The 19937-nt window shown below is 72.6% G+C and carries 12 protein-coding genes and 1 pseudogene; 8 read left to right on the top strand and 5 right to left on the bottom strand.

The genetic code is table 11. The annotated features are described in order from the left end of the window. Positions 1 to 53 precede the first annotated feature (53 nt). The 5 genes from ABZ795_RS08765 (at position 54) to ABZ795_RS08745 (ending at position 7280) form a co-directional block, all read left to right on the top strand. On the top strand, positions 54 to 3437 hold the full coding sequence (locus ABZ795_RS08765) for an error-prone DNA polymerase (RefSeq protein WP_357529848.1): 3384 nt from the start codon (positions 54 to 56) through the stop codon (positions 3435 to 3437). A gap of 111 nt (positions 3438 to 3548) precedes the next feature. Then, entirely contained in the window at positions 3549 to 4295 is a 747-nt protein-coding gene (locus tag ABZ795_RS08760; RefSeq protein ID WP_327024829.1) for a methyltransferase domain-containing protein, read from the top strand. Continuing rightward, entirely contained in the window at positions 4292 to 5470 is a 1179-nt protein-coding gene (locus ABZ795_RS08755) for a nucleotide pyrophosphatase/phosphodiesterase family protein (protein ID WP_357529847.1), read from the top strand. Before ABZ795_RS08760 ends, ABZ795_RS08755 begins: the two co-directional genes overlap by 4 nt. 39 nt (positions 5471 to 5509) lie before the next feature. Further along, the gene (locus ABZ795_RS08750; protein WP_327024831.1) at positions 5510 to 6769 is read left to right on the top strand and encodes a DNA polymerase IV; all 1260 of its coding nucleotides are present in this window, start codon (positions 5510 to 5512) and stop codon (positions 6767 to 6769) included. A gap of 115 nt (positions 6770 to 6884) precedes the next feature. After that, positions 6885 to 7280 (top strand): DUF3040 domain-containing protein, encoded by a 396-nt coding sequence (locus ABZ795_RS08745; RefSeq protein WP_327024832.1) that lies wholly within the window; start codon positions 6885 to 6887, stop codon positions 7278 to 7280. 506 nt (positions 7281 to 7786) lie between these two features. Here ABZ795_RS08745 and ABZ795_RS08740 read toward each other — a convergent pair. The 3 genes from ABZ795_RS08740 to ABZ795_RS08730 are packed head-to-tail and all read right to left on the bottom strand — an operon-like array spanning position 7787 to position 12618. After that, positions 7787 to 10252 carry a DUF3488 and transglutaminase-like domain-containing protein gene (locus tag ABZ795_RS08740; protein WP_357529846.1) on the bottom strand — a complete coding sequence of 822 codons (2466 nt, stop codon included), beginning with the start codon at positions 10250 to 10252 and terminating at the stop codon, positions 7787 to 7789. Positions 10253 to 10268: 16 nt separating this feature from the next. Then, positions 10269 to 11564, bottom strand: coding sequence for a DUF58 domain-containing protein (locus ABZ795_RS08735; protein WP_357529845.1), 1296 nt, complete (start codon positions 11562 to 11564; stop codon positions 10269 to 10271). Between the two features lies 1 nt (position 11565). Continuing rightward, on the bottom strand, positions 11566 to 12618 hold the full coding sequence (locus ABZ795_RS08730) for a MoxR family ATPase (RefSeq protein ID WP_357529844.1): 1053 nt from the start codon (positions 12616 to 12618) through the stop codon (positions 11566 to 11568). Between the two features lie 455 nt (positions 12619 to 13073). Between ABZ795_RS08730 and leuS the strand changes: the two are divergent. After that, positions 13074 to 15979: pseudogene (gene leuS, locus ABZ795_RS08725) on the top strand (leucine--tRNA ligase). 73 nt (positions 15980 to 16052) lie between these two features. Here leuS and ABZ795_RS08720 read toward each other — a convergent pair. Beyond that, positions 16053 to 16898 carry a hypothetical protein gene (locus ABZ795_RS08720; RefSeq protein ID WP_357529843.1) on the bottom strand — a complete coding sequence of 282 codons (846 nt, stop codon included), beginning with the start codon at positions 16896 to 16898 and terminating at the stop codon, positions 16053 to 16055. Beyond that, positions 16895 to 17806, bottom strand: a complete 912-nt coding sequence (locus tag ABZ795_RS08715; protein ID WP_357529842.1) for an ATP-binding cassette domain-containing protein — start codon at positions 17804 to 17806, stop codon at positions 16895 to 16897. Before ABZ795_RS08715 ends, ABZ795_RS08720 begins: the two co-directional genes overlap by 4 nt. A 132-nt stretch (positions 17807 to 17938) precedes the next feature. Between ABZ795_RS08715 and ABZ795_RS08710 the strand changes: the two genes are divergently transcribed. Both ABZ795_RS08710 and ABZ795_RS08705 read left to right on the top strand, forming a co-directional pair. Next, positions 17939 to 19222 (top strand): sensor histidine kinase, encoded by a 1284-nt coding sequence (locus ABZ795_RS08710; protein ID WP_357529841.1) that lies wholly within the window; start codon positions 17939 to 17941, stop codon positions 19220 to 19222. Then, complete coding sequence (locus ABZ795_RS08705; RefSeq protein ID WP_327024839.1) at positions 19219 to 19875, top strand: response regulator transcription factor; 657 nt, start codon at positions 19219 to 19221, stop codon at positions 19873 to 19875. The genes ABZ795_RS08710 and ABZ795_RS08705 overlap by 4 nt, the downstream gene beginning before the upstream one ends. The last annotated feature ends 62 nt before the right edge of the window (positions 19876 to 19937 follow it).

The raw sequence follows: 19937 nt of genomic DNA, 5'->3' as shown, positions 1-19937 counted from the left end.
CGGCCCTCCCGGGGGCCGGAACGTACCAAGATCGTGGCGGCCAGGTGGGGACGGTGAGTTTCCACAACCCACGGCTGCCGTGGTCGGAGCTGGAGCGGGTGCTCTCCGGACGGTCGGGCAAGGGGAGAGGTCGGGGGAGTGAGCAGGGTGCCGGGGAACGGCATCTGCATGTGGTGGATCCACTCGCGATCGATGCCGACGGGGGCGACTCGCCGGCCTGGAACCGGCGCCGGGAGCACTACAGTCCGCCGGAGCTGACCCGACCCGACGGGGTGCTGCCGTACGCGGAACTGCACGCCCACACCAACTTCAGCTTCCTCGACGGCGCCAGCCATCCGGAGGAACTGGTCGAGGAGGCCATCCGGCTGGGGCTCACCGCCCTGGCCGTCACCGACCACGACGGCTTCTACGGTGTGGTGCGCTTCGCCGAGGCGGCCCGCGCGCTGCACCTGCCGACGATCTTCGGGGCGGAGCTGACCCTGGGCCTGCCCGGCCCGCAGAACGGGGTACCCGACCCGCACGGCAAGCACCTGCTGGTGCTGGCCCACGGCCACGAGGGGTACGCCCGGCTGGCCACCACCATCGCCCGCGCCCACCTGCGGGGCGGGGAGAAGGGCCGCCCGGTCTACGGCGACCTGGAGGAGATCGCCGCCGACCTGCGGGACCACGTGCTGGTGCTGACCGGCTGCCGCAAGGGGCACGTGCCGGCCGCCCTGCTCACCGAGGGGGTCGAGGCGGCGGCCCGCGAGCTGGACCGGCTGACCGCCCTGTTCGGGGCGGAGACGGTGGCGGTGGAGCTGACCGACCACGGGCATCCGGTCGACGAGGACCGCAACGAGGCCCTGGCCGAGCTGGCCGCCGCCGCCGGGCTGCCCACGGTGGCCACCAACAACGTGCACTACGCCACCCCGGGGCGACGGCGACTGGCCACCACCCTGGCCGCCGTACGGGCCCGGCGCAGCCTGGACGAGATGGACGGCTGGCTACCCGCCGCCGGCACCGCCCACCTGCGCTCCGGGGCCGAGATGGCGGCCCGGTTCGCGGCCTACCCGGGTGCGGTGGCCCGGGCCGCCGAGTTCGGCGCGGAACTCGCCTTCGACCTGCAACTCGTCGCACCGCAACTGCCGGCGTACCCGGTGCCGCCGGGGCACACCGAGATGAGCTGGCTGCGGCAGCTCACCGAGGCCGGTGCGCGGGAACGCTACGGCCCCCGCGCGGCCCACCCGCAGGCGTACGCGCAGCTCGACCACGAGCTGAACATGATCGAGGCGCTGGGCTTCCCGGGCTACTTCCTGGTGGTCTACGACATCGTCGAGTTCTGCCGCCGGGCCGACATCTACTGCCAGGGCCGGGGCTCGGCGGCCAACTCGGCGGTCTGCTACGCCCTGCGGATCACCAATGTGGACGCGGTCCGACACCGGCTGCTGTTCGAACGCTTCCTGGCCCCCGAACGCGACGGCCCGCCCGACATCGACGTGGACATCGAGTCCGACCGCCGGGAGGAGGTCATCCAGCACGTCTACGCCCGCTACGGCCGGGAGCACACCGCCCAGGTGGCGAACGTGATCTCGTACCGGCCCCGGTCGGCGGTGCGGGACGTGGCCAAGGCGTTCGGTTTCTCCCCCGGTCAGCAGGACGCCTGGAGCAAGCAGATCGACCGGTGGGGCGAGGTGGCCACGGCGGACGTGCCGGAGATCCCCGAGCAGGTGATCGCGTACGCCAACGAGGTGCAGACGTTCCCCCGGCACCTGGGCATCCACTCCGGGGGCATGGTGATCTGCGACCGGCCGGTGATCGAGGTGTGTCCGGTGGAGTGGGGGCGGATGCCCGGCCGCAGCGTGCTCCAGTGGGACAAGGACGACTGCGCCGCCGTCGGCCTGGTCAAGTTCGACCTGCTGGGCCTGGGCATGCTCTCGGCGCTGCACTACGGCTACGACATGATCGGGATGAGCCTGGATCTGGGCGACATGAGCCTGGACGATCCCGAGGTCTACGACATGCTCTGCCGGGCCGACTCGGTCGGGGTGTTCCAGGTGGAGAGCCGGGCCCAGATGGCCACCCTGCCCCGGCTGAAGCCGCGCGAGTTCTACGACCTGGTGGTCGAGGTGGCGCTGATCCGGCCCGGCCCGATCCAGGGCGGCTCGGTGCACCCGTACATCCGGCGCAAGAACGGTCAGGAGCCGGTGACGTACGCCCATCCGCTGATGCGCAACGCCCTGGAGAAGACCCTGGGGGTGCCGCTGTTCCAGGAGCAGTTGATGCAGCTCGCCATCGACCTGGCCGGGTTCGACGCGGCCGAGGCCGACCAGTTGCGCCGGGCGATGGGGGCGAAGCGGTCGGTGCAGCGGATGGCCCGCATAGCCGATCGGCTCTACGCCGGCATGGCGCAGCGGGGCATCACCGGTGAGTTGGCCGACGACGTCTACCGCAAGCTCACCGCCTTCGCCAGCTACGGCTTCCCGGAGAGCCACGCGATGAGCTTCGCCTACCTGGTGTACGCCAGCTCCTGGCTCAAGCGTTACCACCCGGGTCCCTTCCTGGCCGCGCTGCTGCGCGCCCAGCCGATGGGCTTCTACTCGCCGCAGACCCTGGTCGACGACGCCCGCCGGCACGGGGTGCAGGTCCGCCGACCGGACATCAACGCCAGCGGGGTGCAGCCGGTGCTGGAGTCCACCCCGGACACCCGGTGGGGCAGCCAGCCGGGGGAGCCGCCCCACGCCTGGGGGCTGGGCGGGCCGGCCGTACGGCTGGGGCTGTCGGGTGTGCGTACCCTCGGCGAGCCGGTGGCCGAGCGGATCGTGGCCGAGCGGACGGCGCACGGGCCGTACCGGGACATGTCGGATCTGGCCCGGCGGGTGGGTCTGACCGCCGCCCAACTGGAGGCCCTGGCCACCGCGGACGCCTTCGCCTGTTTCGGTCTGACCCGGCGGCAGGCGCTGTGGGCGGCCGGCGCGGCGGCCCAGGATCGACCGGACCGGCTGCCCGGCACGGTGACCGGCGCGGCGGCGCCCACCCTGCCCGGGATGGAGGCGGTGGACCGGCTGGTCGCCGACGTGTGGGCCACCGGGTTGTCCCCGGAGAACCATCCGGCCCGGTTCATCCGCCCCCAGTTGGAGGCGATGGGTGCGGTACCGATCGACCGACTGGGTCGGGTGGAACCGGGTCGGCGGATCCGGGTCGGGGGGATCGTCACCCACCGGCAGCGGCCGGCGACCGCCGGTGGGGTCACCTTCATCAACCTGGAGGACGAGACCGGAATGCTCAACGTGACCTGTTCGCCGGGGCTGTGGCAGCGGCAGCGGCGGGTGGCCCGGACCAGCGCGGCGCTGGTCGTGCGGGGGCGGCTGCAACGACACGAGGGGGTGACCAATCTGGTCGCCGACCGGTTGGAGGCCATCGAGCCACCGGTCCGTCCGGCCTCCCGCGATTTCCGCTGAGGCGGGTGGGTCCGCCGGCTCGGGGGCTCCGACCAGGTGTGACCCGGCTCGGTGGGTGTGGACCCAACCTCGGTGAGCAGGATCGGCGGGACAGGCCCTAGGCTCGACCGGGTGGAACAGACCCCAGGCGCGGCCGGGCCGCCACTGACTCCCCGTACCGCCGTGGTCTGGTCGGTGCTGCGCGCCGAGCTGGACCGTCGGCCCGCCACCGAGTTGACCGTGCTGGACGTGGGGGGTGGCACGGGTGGCTTCGCGGTACCGCTGGCCCAGGCCGGGCACCAGGTCACCGTGGTCGACGCCAGTCCGGACGCCCTGGCCGCCCTCAGCCGCCGGGCCGCCGAGGCCGGGGTGGCCGACCGGGTACGCGCAGTCCAGGGCGACGGTGACGCCCTGGCCGGGCTGGTCGAACCGGCAAGTGTCGACCTGGTGCTCTGCCATGCCGTCCTGGAGGTGGTCGACGAACCGGCCTCGGTGGTGACCGCACTGGCCACCGCGCTGCGTCCCGGCGGGGCGGCCAGCGTGCTGGTGGCCGGTAGGTCGGCGGCGGTGCTCGGCCGGGCCATGAACGGTCACCTCGACACGGCCGCCACGCTGGCCGCCGACCCCGAGGGCACCGCCGGGCCCCGGGACACCCTGCGCCGCCGGTTCGACGCCGAGGGCGCCGCCGCGCTGCTCACCGCCGCCGGCCTCACCGTCGAGGAGATCCACGGGGTACGCGTCCTGGCCGACCTGCTGCCGGCGGCGGTCGCGGACGGCCAGCAGGCGGCCCTGGTCGAGTTGGAGCGGGCCCTGGCGGCCCGGTCTCCCTGGCGGGATGTCGCCGCCCAGCTGCACCTGTTCGCCCGCCGCCCGGCATGACCGACCCCGCCGCGACCCCCGCACCGCCGCCCTTCCTGGCCCCGGTGGTGCCGGAGTACGGCGGGCGGAGCCTGGCGGATGTGCTGCCCAGCGCGCTGGCGGCGCTAGGGGTGCCCGGCGCGGTCGACCTGCTCGGGCTGGCCGACGAGTTGGCCGGGGTACGTCGGGTCGCCGTGCTGCTGGTCGACGGGCTCGGCTGGCACCAGATCCCGATCGCCACGCCGTACGCGCCGACCCTGGCCGGGCTGACCGCCACCACCGGCCGCCCGCTCACCTGCGGCTTCCCCTCCACCACCCCGACCAGCCTGGTCACCCTGGGCACCGGTACGGCCTCCGGCGCGCACGGGGTGCTCGGGTTCAGCCTGCGGATACCGGGCACCGACCGGGTGCTCAACCACCTGGAGTGGGCCGACGAGCCGTCCCCGCTGCGCTGGCAGCCGGTCACCACGGCGTTGCAGCGGGCCCGGGCCGCCGGTGTCGCGGTGACCGTGGTGAGCCGACCGGAGTTCGGCGGCACCGGACTGACGGTGGCCGCCAACCGGGGCGGCGACTACCGGGGCGCCACCGGGGTCGAGGCGCTGGCCGCCACCATGCTGGCCGCCCTGGGCGCCGGGACCGGGCCCACCCTGGTCTCCGGCTACCACCCGGACCTGGACCGGCACGGCCACCTCAGCGGGGTGGACTCGGTGCCCTGGCGTACCGCCGCCACCGAGGTCGACGGGCTGCTGGCCCGGCTGGTGGACGGGTTGCCGCCGGACGCGGCGCTGCTGGTCACCGCCGACCACGGGCAGTTGAACGTGCCGGCCGGGCACCGGTTCGACCTGGACACCGACCCTCGGTTGACCGCCGGGGTGCGGGTGGTCGCCGGAGAGCCCCGGGTGCGCTACCTGCATGTCGTACCGGGGGCCACCGAAGACGTACGGGCCGCCTGGTCGCAGGTGCTGGGCCCGGCGGCCCGGGTGCTGACCCGGGAGGAGGCGGTGGCCACCGGCTGGTTCGGGCCGGTGTACGAGGAACACCTGGCGCGCGTCGGCGACCTCGTGGTGGTCTGCAACGACACGTACGCCGTGCTGGCCAGCCGCTCGGAGAGCCCGATGCTGTCCCGGCTGGTCGGCTTCCACGGCGCGGACACGGCGGCCGAGATGACCATTCCGCTGCTGGTCGTACGGGGCTGACCGGCCGAGGGTGTCGGTGCGGGGGGCTAACCTTCCCAGGTGGGCCGCAGCCAGTCGATACCCCGGGGCGGTGATCCCCGCTTCGGGCCGGACGCCGACGACACCGGCTGTCCGATCCTGCATGTCGACATGGACGCCTTCTACGCCTCCGTGGAGGTGCGGCACCGGCCGGAACTGCGCGGCCGGGCCGTCGTGGTCGGCGGAGTCGGGCCGCGCGGGGTGGTCAGCTCCGCCAGCTACGAGGCCCGACGGTACGGCGTCCGCAGCGCGATGCCCACCATGCGGGCCCGGGCCCTGTGCCCGCACGCGATCTTCCTGCCGCCGGATTTCACCCGCTACTCGGCCGCCTCCCGGGCGGTCATGCAGATCTTCCGGGACGTCACCCCGCTGGTCGAGCCGCTGTCGCTGGACGAGGCCTTCCTCGACGTAGCGGGGGCCCGAAGACTCTTCGGCTCGCCGGCGGCGATCGGCCGTCGCATCCGTGAACGGGTCGCGGCCGAACAGGGACTGACCTGTTCGGTGGGGGTGGGGCCGAGCAAGTTCGTCGCCAAGCTCGGCTCCACCCGGGCCAAACCCGACGGGCTGCTCGTCGTCCCGGCCGCCCAGGTGCTCGACTTCCTCCACCCGCTGCCGGTGTCGGCGCTGTGGGGGGTGGGGGAGCGCTCCGCCGAGGCGCTGCTGCGGCTAGGTCTGCGTACCGTCGGCGACCTGGCCCAGGCCCCGATCGGGATGCTGCGTACCGCGCTGGGTCAGGCCGCCGCCACCCATCTGCACGAGTTGGCCTGGGGGCGGGACCCGCGCCGGGTAAGCCCCGAGCAGGTGGAGAAGTCGATCGGCGCGGAGGTCACCTTCGAGGTCGACGTGGTCGACCCGGAACGCCTGCGCCGGACCATCCTCGCCCTGGCCGAGAAGGTCGGCGCCCGGCTGCGGGACGCCGGGCAGGTGGGACGAACCGTGTCGGTGAAGGTGCGAATGTCGGATTTTCGTACCGTCAGTCGATCGCGCACCCTGGAAGTAGCGACTGATGTCGCTCGGGAGATCTTCGACACGGCCTGGTCCTTGTTCACCGCTCTGTCCCCCGGTGACCCGATCCGTCTGCTGGGCGTACGCGCGGAGGGCCTGCATCCGGCGGACGCCACCCCCCGGCAGCTCACCCTCGGCGAGCCGGAGCGGGGATGGCGGGAGGCGGAGGTCGCGGCGGACGCCGCGGCTGCCCGTTTCGGGCGGTCCGTCATAGGTCCGGCCAGTCTGCTCATCGGTCGCGATGGGCGACGAAAGGAAAATCCGACCCTGCCATAGGTCGTCCCGCTTTCCGAGGCGCGAGCCCCCTCGTAGACTTGCGGGTAAGCAGCCGGTTGGCTGCCACGGTCTGTCGGTCCGACCGGACCGACCAACGTGACCGGGGAGGAGTGCCGTGCCGCTCTCGGAGCACGAGCAGCGGCTGTTCGAGCAGATCGAGCGGTCGCTTGCCGAGGACCCCAAATTCGCCTCGGCCGTGCGCGCCAGCGATCCGCGCTTCCATGCGCGGCGTCGCCTGCTCGTCGCTGCCGGTCTGATCGTCGCCGGCTTGGCGTTGTTGGTATATGGCGCGGTGATCAAAACTCCGCCGCTGGCAGTGGCGGGGTTCGTTGTCATGTTGGCCTCGGCCGCGTTCGCGGTGCAGTCGCACCGTCGGGCGCAGTCGCCGGACCTGCACGTCGTCGGCGGCACAGCCAGCCGTCGCCGATCTCGCGGTCGTGCCGGACGGCGGCCGGGATTCATCGACCGGATGGAGGACCGGTGGCGGCAACGCCCGGAGGGGCACCGCTGACCCGGTACCACCAGCCCTAGACGGCGGACCGCGTCACCGGCCCACGCCGGCGACGCTTTCCCAGCTCGATCGACGCGTCGATCGAGCTGTCCGCCGTGCCCCTGATCAGCCAGCCGCCCTCGGTCTCATGCCGCCCCCGCCCGCCCGGACCTCAGCTGGCGTGGCGTCAGCGTCCTGGCGGTGCGTTCCCTTCAACTATGCCTCGACGCCGTGGGTTCCCCATCCGACGACAAGCGTGATGCGGACCTCGGCGTCACAGCGCTTCCCTTCACCAGACCTCAGGCGTCGTGGCGTTCCCCGCCCCAACGGACTCGGCGCCCTGCAAGCACCGCCCCGCCCGTGCCCCTCCCATCTCGGCCGCGATCTTGCACTTTTGGTCAGGACAAAAGTCATCAAGCCGGACATTCGGGCGACCAAAAGTGCAAGATCAGCGCGGCGAGGTGGTGCGGGCGCCCGCCCGTCGGCGGGGCGACGGGCGGGGCGGGGAGCAGGCAGGGTGGGTGCGTTTAGCGGGGGGGTCGGGTGGCTAGGAGACGGCGGGGGTTGAAGCGTAGGAGTCGGGATCGGAGTTCCCCGCCGGAGGCGACCAGGCGGGCCGAGGTGTCCGCGAGGGTGGTTCGCCAACGGCCCAGCACCGACGGGGGCAGGGCGGTCGCCATCAGGCGGGTACGCCGGTCGGCCTGCCCGGCCAGGGCACCCCGGACCGTCCGCAGGGCGGCGGGCAGGGGCTCTCCGGTCAACGGGTCCCGGGCGTAGCGGGCCCGCTCCTCGGCCCGCCCGAGCAGGCGTACCGCCGTACCGGCCTCGGTGTCGGCGCCGACCGACTCCCGGGCCAGCCGTTCGGCGGTCGCCCGGGGGGTCTCCGTCGGGTCCACCCGGACCCGGTAGTCGACCAGGGTGTCGATCAGCTCGTCCCAGGCGGCGTGGGCGTCCGCGCGGGCCCGGTCGGCGCTGACCACCACGGTCGGCGGGCCGGTCGTGGCGGAGGTCGGGTCCGGCGGGTCTAGGGTCCGGGCGACCGGGGCCGGTCGACCCCGCCGCCGACGCAGGGCCAGCCGGCGCAGCGCCGGCACGGCCAGCAGCAGGAGCAGCGCCAGCACCCCGAGCAGGGTCAGCCAGGGCCACGGCGAGGACTGCCCGGCGGGGGTGTCGGGGCTGGCGGCGGCACCCGGGTCGACACCCTCGTCGAACTGGTTGGGGCCGCTGTCCGGGGCCGCGGTGGTGTCGATCTCGTCCGGGGTGTCCGTGGCGCCGGGCTGCGGCGTGGTCTCCTCCGGCGCATCGACGTCCGGCGCCCAGGCGGACCGGGTGGAGCCGGGCACCCCGTAGGTCGGGGTGGCGTCGAACGGCACCCAACCGAAGTTGTCGAAGTAGACCTCGGTCCAGGCGTGCAGGTTCCGGTTGGTCAGGGTCAGGGTGTCACCGGTACGCCGGTTGCCGTTGGTGAAACCGAAGGCGACCCGCGCCGGGATGCCGGCGTCGCGCACCATCCAGGCCATCGCGGCGGCGTACTGCTGGCAATAGCCGGCCTTGTTCTCCAGGAAGTCGAGGATCTGCTGGCCGCTGGTGCCCTCCTCGGTACTCAACTGGTAGGTGAAGCCGTTGTCCTCGGAGAAATAGTCGTAGATGGCCCGGACCTTGTCGTACTCGGTGCGCCTGTCCTGGGTCAGCTCCGCGACCAGGGCCCGCACCTCGGGCACGTCCGGGGTGACGGTCTGCTGTCGACGCAACGGCAGGTCGGCCGGCAGCGGCTGCGCCGAGCGCAGGGCCTGCGGAGTGTAGGTGGACCGTACGTAGTCGAACGAGAACTTCTTGCCCCGGGAGTTGTCCCGATTGGAGAAGATCACCTGGAGGTTGGGGTCGTAGAACCAGTTGTTACCGAGGTCGTCGACGTTCACCGGTTCGGTGTAGAACGGCAGCAGGGGCATGTTCAGCTCCCGGGACACCTCCACGGTGGCCCGGTGCCGGGTCCGTTCGACCCCGGGCCGTGGCCCTCCGGTCGGATCGGGCAGGTCCCCGTTGGCGCGCTGGCCGTTGGGGCCACGTACCCGGAAGCCGTCCGCGCGCAGGTCGTCGGCGACCCCGAAGCGCAGGTAGAAGGGCTCCTCCTCGCTGGTGGTGACCTTGACCAGGTCGGTCACCTGGGACTGGTTGAGTTCCCCGCTGAGGGCGGCGAACAGGTCAACCCGGCCGGGTGAGCCGCCCAGCCCGGTGCCGAGGCCGGCACCCACCCCGGAGTTGAAGGAGTTCATCAGGCCGACGGTCATTCCCGGCACGGCCAGCGGCACCAGCACCGCCAGCGCCAGGCCCACCACGGCCAGCCGCCGACCGGCGGCGGCCAACGGGGAGGCCTCCCACACGTCGACGTCGCGGCCGTCACCGGTGAACCGGCGACCGAAGCGGCGGACCCGGTCCACGTTGTCGGTGACCAGCAGCCAGAGGAAACCGGCGGCGCCGATGGCGAACGGCAACGGCGGGACGCTGTCCACGTGGACGGCCACCGGCACCGAGTAGATCGCCAGCATCGGCAGCCCGGCCAGGGCCGGCCGACGCATCCCGACGCAGAGCACGTCCACCACCACGGCCACCGCACCGATGCCGAGCACGGTGACGAACAGCAGGGGGTCGGTGTCGGGCACCTTGACGCCGTAGGCGCGCATGTCCTCGACCGAGCCGGTGATCAACTGGGCGAAGTGCCCGAAGGTGCTCGGGGTGGGCAGCACGGCCAGCAACTCGCCACCGCTGGGGAACAGCCAGGTCAGGGCGAGGGTGAGGCCCCCCAGCATGGCCAGGACCTGGGCCCACAGCGGGAATCGGCCGAGTCGGGCCAGGGCCGCCGCGGCGGCCACCGCGGCCACCGCGATGACGGCCTGCACGAACCAGGTCCAGCGTTCGAAGATGGCCGACAGCGGCGCGGAGGCGAGCAGGGTAGCCGCGGCGGCCACCAGGCCCAGGTTCCGGTGGGCGATCATGAGGGGGACCTTCCGTTCATCGCACGCCGCCGGCCACCGTCTCGGCCATCGCCGCACGCAGGGCGAACCCTTGCGAACCCCGCCCGGCCTGTGGCCAGAGGGCCGGCAGTCGACCACCGTGGTCGACCCCGATGACCCGCCAACCGGACTGGAGCAGGGCCAGGGCGGCGGCGTCGTGGGCCTGGTCGGCCTCGGCCCGGGCCTGGGCCGGCAGGTTAAGCCAGGCGGAGCTGTCCAGCAGGAAACTCACACAGGTGGCGTTGTTGGCCCGTAGCCCGGCCAGCAACTCCGCCTCGGCCGTGCTCAGCGACCCGAACAGGCCGATGATCAGACCACCGTCGGAGCGTTGCCGGACGTGCTGCATCAGGGTGGTGATCTCGACCCGCTGGTCCAGCCGGACCTCCGCGAGATGGTCGAGCAGCTGCCCGTCGCCGCCCTCTCCCGCGTCGATGTCCACCCCGGCGCCGGTGACCAGGCGCAGCTTGTAGCCGGCCTGACGCAGGTGTACGGCGATGCTGGCCGCCGCCGAGACGGTCCACTCGAAACTGGCCGTCGGCCCGTCACCGTGATGGCCGTACGCCCGGGTGTCCAGTAGCACGGTGGCCCGGCTCTCCCAGGGCTGTTCCTCCCGGCGCACCATCAGCTCACCCGTGCGGGCGGTCGACTTCCAGTGCACCCGGCGCAGGTCGTCGCCGCGCCGGTACTCACGGGTCGCCGCGTCGTCCTCGCCGTGCACCGCCACCGAGCGGGACCGGCTCTCACCGCTGCCGGTGTACTCCCCGGGCAGCCGCACGGACGGCAGCGGCACCACCTGCGGGACGACCGTCAGCCGGTCGGTGCCCGGGAAGGCCCGGGTGAGTTCGCACAACCCGAAGGGGTCGGTCATCCGCACCATCAGCGGACCCACCTCGTACCGGCCGCGGACGTCGGCCCGCACGGTGTACGCCACCGAGCTGGCCTGGTGGGCGCCGAGCCGTTCCAGCACGACCCGGGGACGACTGCCCAGGGCGTACGGCAGGCGGTCCTCCAGCAGCAGGGTGCCGGTGGGCAGCCGGGACATGTTCTGCAACCGCAGCACCACCCGGGCGTTGGCCCCGACCGGCATCCGGTGCGGCTCCAGCGACCGGTGACAGGCCAACTTGTACCGGCTCCGACCGACGTAGAGGGCGGCTAGCAGGGGTAGGACGGCCAGCAGCACGGCCACCCGGAGCAGATCCTTCTCGCCGAGGATGCCGGCGGAGATGGCCGCCGCCACCGCGGCGGCCAGGAACGAGCGGCCACGGGTGGTCAGTCCGCGCAGACCGTCACGCACGTCACGGCCTCCGCGGCTCGAAGGGGGCCCGGCCGTTGCCGGTCGGCGGCCGGTTGTCGTACGGCGAGCGCTTGCGGTCGTGCGGCAGGGGCAGCCGGTGCACCAACTCGGCGATGATCGCGTCGGTGGTGCGCCGGGCCAGCTGGGCGTCCGCGGTGGGGATGAGCCGGTGCGCCAGTACGGGCACGGCCAGCGCCTGAAGGTCGTCCGGAAGCACGTAGTCCCGCCCGTCCAGGGCGGCCACGGCCCGGGCGGTGCGCAGCAGTTGCAGGGTGCACCGGGGGGAGGCGCCGAGCCGCAGGTCGGGTGACTCGCGGGTGGCGGTGACCAGGTCGACGGCGTACTGCTTGATCGCGTCGGCGACATGCACGTGCCGGACGTGCCCGATCAGCCGGCGCACCGTCTCGGCGTCGGAGACCGGCCGCAGGGCCGGCAGCGGATCCACCGCACCGTGCGCGTCGAGCATGGCCAGCTCGGCGGCCGGATCCGGGTAACCCATCGCGATCCGGGCGGTGAAGCGGTCCCGCTGCGCCTCCGGCAGGGGGTACGTCCCCTCCATCTCGATCGGGTTCTGGGTGGCGATCACCATGAAGGGGGTCTGCAGCTGGTAGGTCACCCCGTCGACCGTGACCTGCCGTTCCTCCATGCACTCCAGCAGGGCGGACTGGGTCTTCGGGGAGGCCCGGTTGATCTCGTCGCCGACGACCAGGTTGGCGAAGACGGCACCCGGGCGGAACTCGAAGTCGTGGGTCTCCTGGTTGTAGACGCTGACCCCGGTGACGTCGCTGGGCAGCAGGTCGGGGGTGAACTGGATGCGGCGTACCGAACAGTCGATGGACCGGGCCAGCGCCTTGGCCAGCTTGGTCTTGCCGACTCCCGGTACGTCCTCGATGAGCAGGTGACCCTCGGCGAGCAGGACGGCCAGGGCGAGTCGCACGGTGGCGGTCTTGCCCTCGATGACCTGTTCGATGTTGGCCACGATGGCGTCGCTGGCGGCGCGGAACTCGTCGAACGGCAACAGGCCGCCAACCTCGTCCCAGGTCTGCTGTGTCACGGGCCTCCTCCTCGTCGCCATCACGGCAGCTCTGAATAGAGCACCTGGCCCCGCCGTTGGTTCGCGACGTGCAAGCCTCGTCTGCCGCAACAATCTCACTGGCCTCTCAGGCTAACCATGTTTGTCGCCGACGCCGACCTGCGCAGGTGTTTGAGGGCTTACGCAACGTTTGTCACTCACGCAGCGCATATCGCTGGTTCTTCTCGGGTGATGGGGGGCCGGGTGGGTGGCGCACGGCGCGCTCGTACCGGTTGGCGGTACACTGCCGGACATGGCCGGAGTCTTCCTGCTTACCCAGCCGTGCTGATGCGCTGAACGCGCGACAGCACGGCGGCCCCTCCTGCGTGAGGGGCTTTTTCGTGCCCGCCGCCGGCCCTCGGGGGTGGGCCGGCGAGACAGACCCGAGACCAGCCAGCACTCCGAGAGACTCCGCCGAGCGATGCGAGGAGAAGGCCATGAGCGAGCGGCAGCGAGCGATTCATCAAGGTGGGGCGGCATGAGCGAGGCAGCCACCCCGACGAGCGACACGCCACCGTTCCGGTACACCGCCACCCTGGCCGACGACATCGAACGCCGCTGGCAGGACGTCTGGGAACGCGAGGGCACCTTCCACGCGCCGAACCCCTCCGGCCCGCTGGCCGACCCGGCCCACCCGCGTTCCGGCGCGGAGAAGCTGTACGTGCTGGACATGTTCCCCTATCCCTCGGGCGCCGGCCTGCACGTCGGGCACCCGCTGGGCTACATCGGCACCGACTGCTTCGCCCGCTACCAGCGGATGGCCGGGCGCAACGTGCTGCACGCGATGGGCTTCGACGCCTTCGGCCTGCCCGCCGAGCAGTACGCGGTGCAGACCGGCACCCACCCCCGGACCACCACCGAGGCCAACATCGAGCGGTATCGGGAGCAGTTGCGTCGGCTGGGCCTGGCCCACGACCAGCGGCGGTCGGTGGCCACCATCGACACCGACTTCTACCGCTGGACCCAGTGGATCTTCCTGCAGATCTTCAACTCCTGGTACGACCGGGACGCCAATCGGGCCCGCCCGATCAGCGAGCTGACCGCCGAGTTCGCCGGCGGCACCCGGCGTACCCCGGACGGGCGTGGGTGGGGTGAGCTGTCCGCCGCCGAGCAGCGGTCGATCATCGACGACCACCGCCTGGCGTACATCTCGCAGGCGCCGGTGAACTGGTGCCCCGGCCTGGGCACCGTGCTGGCCAACGAGGAGGTCACCGCCGACGGGCGCTCCGAGCGGGGCAACTTCCCGGTCTACAAGCGCAACCTGAAGCAGTGGATGATGCGGATCACCGCCTACGGTGACCGGCTGCTGGACGACCTGGACAAGCTGGACTGGCCCGAGCCGATCAAGCTGATGCAGCGCAACTGGATCGGCCGCTCCACCGGCGCCCACATCTCCTTCCCGGCCGCGACCCGTGATTCCGATTCTGCGGGCGAAGCCCGCATCACTGTTTTCACCACCCGGCCGGACACCGTCTTCGGGGCCACCTACATGGTGCTGGCCCCGGAGCACGAGCTGGTCGACGCCTTGGTGCCGGCCGCCTGGCCGGAGGGGACCCGGGAGGCCTGGACCGGGGGGCACACCAACCCCCGGGGCGCGGTCGAGGCGTACCGCAAGGCGGCGGCGGCCAAGACCGATGTCGAGCGGCAGGCCGACACGAAGGAGAAGACCGGGGTCTTCACCGGGGCGTACGCCACCAACCCGGTCACCGGCAAGCAGATCCCGATCTTCATCGCGGACTATGTGCTGGCCGGCTACGGCACCGGCGCGATCATGGCGGTGCCCGCCCAGGACGAGCGGGACTGGGACTTCGCCGAGGTCTTCGAACTGCCGATCGTGCGTACGGTCGCCCCGCCGGAGGGCTTCGAGGGCAAGGCGTACACCGGGGAGGGGCCGGCCATCAACAGCGCCGCGCCCGACCGCGGCCTGGACCTGGACGGGCTGGGGGTGGCCGACGCCAAGGCCCGGATCATCGCCTGGCTGGAGGAGACCGGCAACGGTCAGGGCGCTACCACCTACCGGCTGCGGGACTGGCTGTTCAGCCGGCAGCGCTACTGGGGTGAGCCCTTCCCGATCGTGTACGACGAGGCCGGCACCGCCATCGCCCTGCCGGAGGAGATGCTGCCGGTAGAGCTGCCCGAGGTGGACGACTTCTCCCCGCGTACCTTCGACCCGGAGGACGCCGCCAGCGACCCGGAGACCCCCCTGTCGCGCCGCCGGGACTGGGTGGAGGTGGAGCTGGACCTGGGTGACGGCCCCAAGCGGTACACCCGGGAGACCAACGTGATGCCGCAGTGGGCCGGCTCCTGCTGGTACGAACTGCGCTACCTGGATCCCACCAACGACGGGCGGTTCGTCGACGCCGACAACGAGCGGTACTGGATGGGCCCGCGCAGCGAGGGCGACTGCGGTGGGGTGGACCTGTACGTCGGCGGGGCCGAGCACGCCGTGCTGCACCTGCTGTACGCCCGGTTCTGGCACAAGGTGCTGTACGACCTGGGCCACGTGTCCAGCTTCGAGCCGTTCCGCAAGCTGTTCAACCAGGGCTACATCCAGGCGTACGCGTACACCGACGCCCGGGGTGCCTACGTGCCCGCCGAGGAGGTCGTCGAACGCGACGGCGGCTTCTACCTGGGTGACGTCCAGGTCAACCGCGAGTACGGCAAGATGGGCAAGTCCCTGAAGAACATCGTCACCCCGGACGAGATGTGCGCCGCCTACGGCGCCGACACCTTCCGGGTGTACGAGATGTCGATGGGGCCGCTGGAGGTGTCCCGCCCCTGGGAGACCCGGGCGGTCATCGGCTCGTACCGGTTCCTGCAACGGGTCTGGCGGGCCATCGTCGACGAGCAGACCGGGGCCTCCCGGGTGGTCGACACCCCGGCCGACGAGGCGACCCGACGGCTGCTGCACAAGGTGATCGACGGGGTCCGGGGCGACATGGAGTCGATCCGGTTCAACACCGCGATCGCCAAGCTGATCGAGCTGACCAACGCGGTGACCCGGCTGCCGGCCACCCCCCGTGAGGTGGCCGAGCCGCTGGTGCTGATGCTGGCCCCGGTCGCCCCGCACATCGCCGAGGAGTTGTGGCGGCGACTGGGCCACGACACCTCCCTGACCTACGCGGACTTCCCGGTAGCCGACCCGGCCCTGCTGGTAGCCGAGTCGGTGACCTACCCGGTGCAGGTCAACGGCAAGGTCCGGGGCCGCATCGAGGTCCCCGCCGACGCGACCGAGGAAGCTGTGCGGGAGCAGGCACTGGAGGCGGTGTCCGCCGTGCTGGCCGGCAAGGACCCCCGCAAGGTCATCGTGATCGCCGGCCGGATGGTCTCCGTGGTGCTGTGAAAGGAAGGGGCCCTTCCTAACGCCTCGTGTAGAGGAAGGGCCCCTTCTTAACATCAGGCGGCAGCGCGCCGCGTTACGGCTCGCGGCGGTGCAGCGCGAGCACGGTGACCATGGCGGCCACCGCTGCCCAGACGGCGTACGTGGTCCAGGACCAGGCGACGGTGGCCGGGTAGGGGTCGTTGATCCACGGCGGGGGACCGGTCGGTTCCATCAGCCGTTGCCAGGCCGGCATCGGCATGGCCTGCCGGAGCAGCGCGCTCCAGCGTTCGTCGGCACTGACGGCGGTGGGCAGCAGGAGCAGCACTGTGGCGGCGGTGACGATCGCGGGCGCGGTGTGCCGGGTCAGCGCCGCCAGGGCCATGCCGACCAGTGCGCAGAGCGGCACCAGCAGCGCGGACGCGGCGAGACCGCGCAGCGCGCCGTGGTCGCCGATCGACATGTTCGCGCCGACGTCGGCGAGGATCGCCTGCGACACCGCGAACGCCGCCGCCGCGCCGAGCAGCCCGAGCAGGGTCAGCACCCCGGGCAACACGGTCAGCTTCGCGGCGGCCACGGCGCCGCGCCGGGGGACGGCCGCGAAGGTGGTACGCATCAGCCCGGTGGCGTACTCGCCGCCGATCGAGACCGCGCCGACGCCACTGGCCGCCAGGACGACGAACATCTGTGCCTCGGTGGGGAAGGCGTCCCAGAGCGGGGAGCGGACCGCCCGCCGCTCGGCCGGCCAGTCCGGCCAGCCCGCCTGGGTGGCCAGCGCGGCGTGCACGGCCAGGCCGACCATGGCGAGCAGGATCAGGGCGAAGGCCCCCCAGGTCGAGCGCAACGACCAAAGCTTGATCCATTCGGCGGCGAGCAGGTCACGGAAGCGGGCCGGCTGCCGGGTCCGTGCCGGCGCGGTGCGGGTCGGGGCCCCGGTGGTCATCGGCCCTCCCCTGCGGCGTACTCGACGTCGGCGGCGGTGAGCGCCATGAAGGCCTCCTCCAGCGAGGCGGTGCGGGTGGTCAGTTCGTGCAGCGGGATCCGCAGGCCCAGAGCCAGCTCGCCGATCCGCTCGGCGGTCACCCCGGTCACCGCCAGCGTCCCGTCCGGATCGGACCGTACGGCCGCACCCTCGGCGGTCAGCGCCGTCACCAGCGACGCCGGATCGGGGGTACGCACGGCCACCTCCGACCGACCGGCGCGGGCGGCGAACTCGGCCAGGGACTCCTCGGCGATCAACCGGCCCCGGCCGATCACCACGAGCCGGTCGACACAGTGCTCCATCTCGCTCATCAGGTGGCTGGAGACGAAGACGGTACGTTCCTCGGCGGCGAGCCGCCGGAAAAGCTTCCGTACCCAGCGCACCCCCTCCGGGTCCAGCCCGTTGAACGGCTCGTCGAACAGCAGCACCGGCGGGTCCCCGAGCAGGGCGGCGGCGATGCCGAGGCGTTGCCGCATGCCGAGGGAGAATCGGCCGATCCGGCGGTCGGCCACGCTGTCGAGGCCGACCCGGCCCAGCACCTCGTCGACCCGCCCGCCCTCGATGCCGTTGCTGCGGGCCAGCGCCGCCAGGTGAGCCCGGGCACTGCGCCCAGGGTGCACGTCGCCCGCGTCCAGCAGCGCACCGACGTGCCGCAACCCGCGGGGAAGGTCCCGGAACCGGAAGCCGCCCACCGTGGCGGTGCCGCTGCTCGGCTCGGTCAGCCCGAGGACCATGCGCAGGGTGGTGGACTTGCCGGCGCCGTTGGGGCCCAGGAAGCCGGTCACCTGACCCGGCCGTACGGTCAGGGTCAGGTCGTCGACGGCGGTGGTGCGCCCGTACCGCCTGGTCAGGCCATCAAGCTCGATCATGATGCCTACCCTCCCGAAGACCGGGTCGCGCGGCATCGGCTCGCGGGCCACACCGCCGCGCCGGGCACTGTCCCACGGGCGTACGCCCGTGGGCCGATGCCCACACCGTGCCTGGCTGGATACCGTGTGCGCGTGGAGGCCACCGCCCGGATCCGGTCGCGTACCGCCCTGTCGGCGGTGCGGGCGGTGCTGGTCTGGGCCGGGGTGGCCATCCTGCCGCTGCTCTGGGTGATGGCGCCGCCGGCGGCGACGACCGGCAACGGGATCGGCGTGCTGGGCTGGTGGCTGCCCGAGCGGTACCTGGTGCCGCTGCTGATCGTGGCCCTGCCGGCGGCGTTGTTGCGCCGTCGGCCGCTCACCGGACTGGGGCTGATGCTGGTCGGGGCGACCCTTACCAGCGTCACGGTGCACGGCGGGGACCAGGGATATCTCGGCCGGCTCTTCACCGTGCAGTTCCTCGCCGTGGACGCGGCGCTCGGCGTGATCGCCGCGAACCGGTCCCGCCGGGTGTCCGGGCTCGCCGCCGTCGTGGTGCTCGGGACGCAGATCCTGGTGGCCTTCGTCAACAGCGGCGTGGAACCGGTGGATCAGGCCCTGCTCTCCGGGCTGGCCGTCGCGACGGCGTGGACACTCGGCAACTCGGTGCGGTCGCGGCGCGAGCACGCGACCGCGCTGCGGGCGCACGCCGCCGCCGAGGCGGTCACCGCCGAACGGCTGCGCATCGCCCGCGAACTGCACGACGTGGTGGCGCACAGCATCGGGGTGATCGCCATCCAGGCGGGCGTGGGCGCCCGGGTGATCGACACCCAGCCGGAGCAGGCCCGGGCCGCGCTGGCCACCATCGAGGCGGCCAGCCGGGAGACTCTGGCCGGGCTGCGGCGTACCCTCGGCACGCTCCGTCGCGGCGCGGGGGAGGCGGCGGCGTTGGCTCCGACCCCCGGCCTGGCGGACCTGGACCGGCTGGTCGCGGCGGCGGCCGACGCCGGGGTCCGGGTCGAGTTGCGTCGGTACGGCGAGTGCCCGGTGCCGCCGGAGGTCGACCTCGCCGCGTTCCGCATCGTTCAGGAAGGGCTGACAAACGTGGTACGCCACGCGGGCGTCGACTTCTGCCGGGTCACCGTGCGGTGTGTTCCCGACCTGATCGCGGTGGAGGTCGTCGATGACGGCCGGGGTGGCCCGATCGGCGTCGAGGGGCATGGGTTGATCGGGATGCGGGAGCGGGTCCAGGCCCTCGGCGGCCAGTTTCACGCCGGCCCCCGACCCGAGGGCGGCTTCCGGGTGACCACCCAGCTGCCGCTCTCCGTACCGACCGACGGCGGCGAGCCGCCGGACCCTGCCCGACCGATCGACACAGCCCCGACCAGCGGTGATCACACGACCGACGGCGAGTTGCCGGGTGCGGCGGTGCGGCGGTGAGTGTTCGGGTGCTGCTCGTCGACGACCAGCCGCTGGTCCGGGCCGGGTTGCGGGTGCTGATCGCCGACGTGCCGGACATGGAGGTGGTCGGGGAGGCCGGTACCGGCGCCGAGGCGGTGCGCCTGACCCGCGAGGTGGTGCCCGACGTGGTGTTGATGGACCTGCGGATGCCGGGCACGGACGGCATCCAGGCGACCCGCCAGATCATCGCTGCTGGTGGTCCCACCCGGGTGCTGGTGCTCACCACCTTCGACGACGACGAGCACGTGCACGGCGCGTTACGCGCCGGGGCGAGCGGTTTTCTGGTCAAGGACATGGCGCTGGAGGACATCCTCGCCGCGATCCGGGTGGTGGCCGCCGGGGACGCGTTGATCGCCCCCGGGGTGACCCGCCGGCTCATCGCCGAGTTCGTCCGCCAGCCGGCAGCGGCGTCCCGCTCGCGGTCGTTGGCCGGGATCACCGACCGGGAGCGCGAGGTGCTCGCCCTGGTCGGTCGGGGCCTGTCCAACGCCGAGATCGCCGAGCAACTCGTGATCAGTGTGGCGACCGCGAAGGCGCACGTGGCTCGGCTGTTCAGCAAGCTCGGCGCTCGGGACCGGGTACACCTGGTCATCGCCGCCTACGAAACCGGCCTGATCACCCCGCCGGGCTGACCCGCCGTCGACCCGGGTGCGGGCGACAGTTTCAGGGATAGTGCTGCCTCAGCGCCTCCGGA

Source organism: Micromonospora sp. NPDC047134, from assembly GCF_040643455.1.
Lineage (GTDB): Bacteria > Actinomycetota > Actinomycetes > Mycobacteriales > Micromonosporaceae > Micromonospora.
The sequence above is the reverse complement of the archived record's forward strand: the minus strand, read 5'-3'. Positions and strand labels throughout refer to the sequence as shown.

Excerpts from the sequence above, each read along its gene's own strand:
- ABZ795_RS08740 (WP_357529846.1), bottom strand. The coding sequence starts at position 10,252 with ATGATCGCCCACCGGAACCTGGGCCTGGTGGCCGCCGCGGCTACCCTG.
- ABZ795_RS08715 (WP_357529842.1), bottom strand. The coding sequence starts at position 17,806 with ATGATCGAGCTTGATGGCCTGACCAGGCGGTACGGGCGCACCACCGCC.
- ABZ795_RS08755 (WP_357529847.1), top strand. The coding sequence starts at position 4,292 with ATGACCGACCCCGCCGCGACCCCCGCACCGCCGCCCTTCCTGGCCCCG.
- ABZ795_RS08720 (WP_357529843.1), bottom strand. The coding sequence starts at position 16,898 with ATGACCACCGGGGCCCCGACCCGCACCGCGCCGGCACGGACCCGGCAG.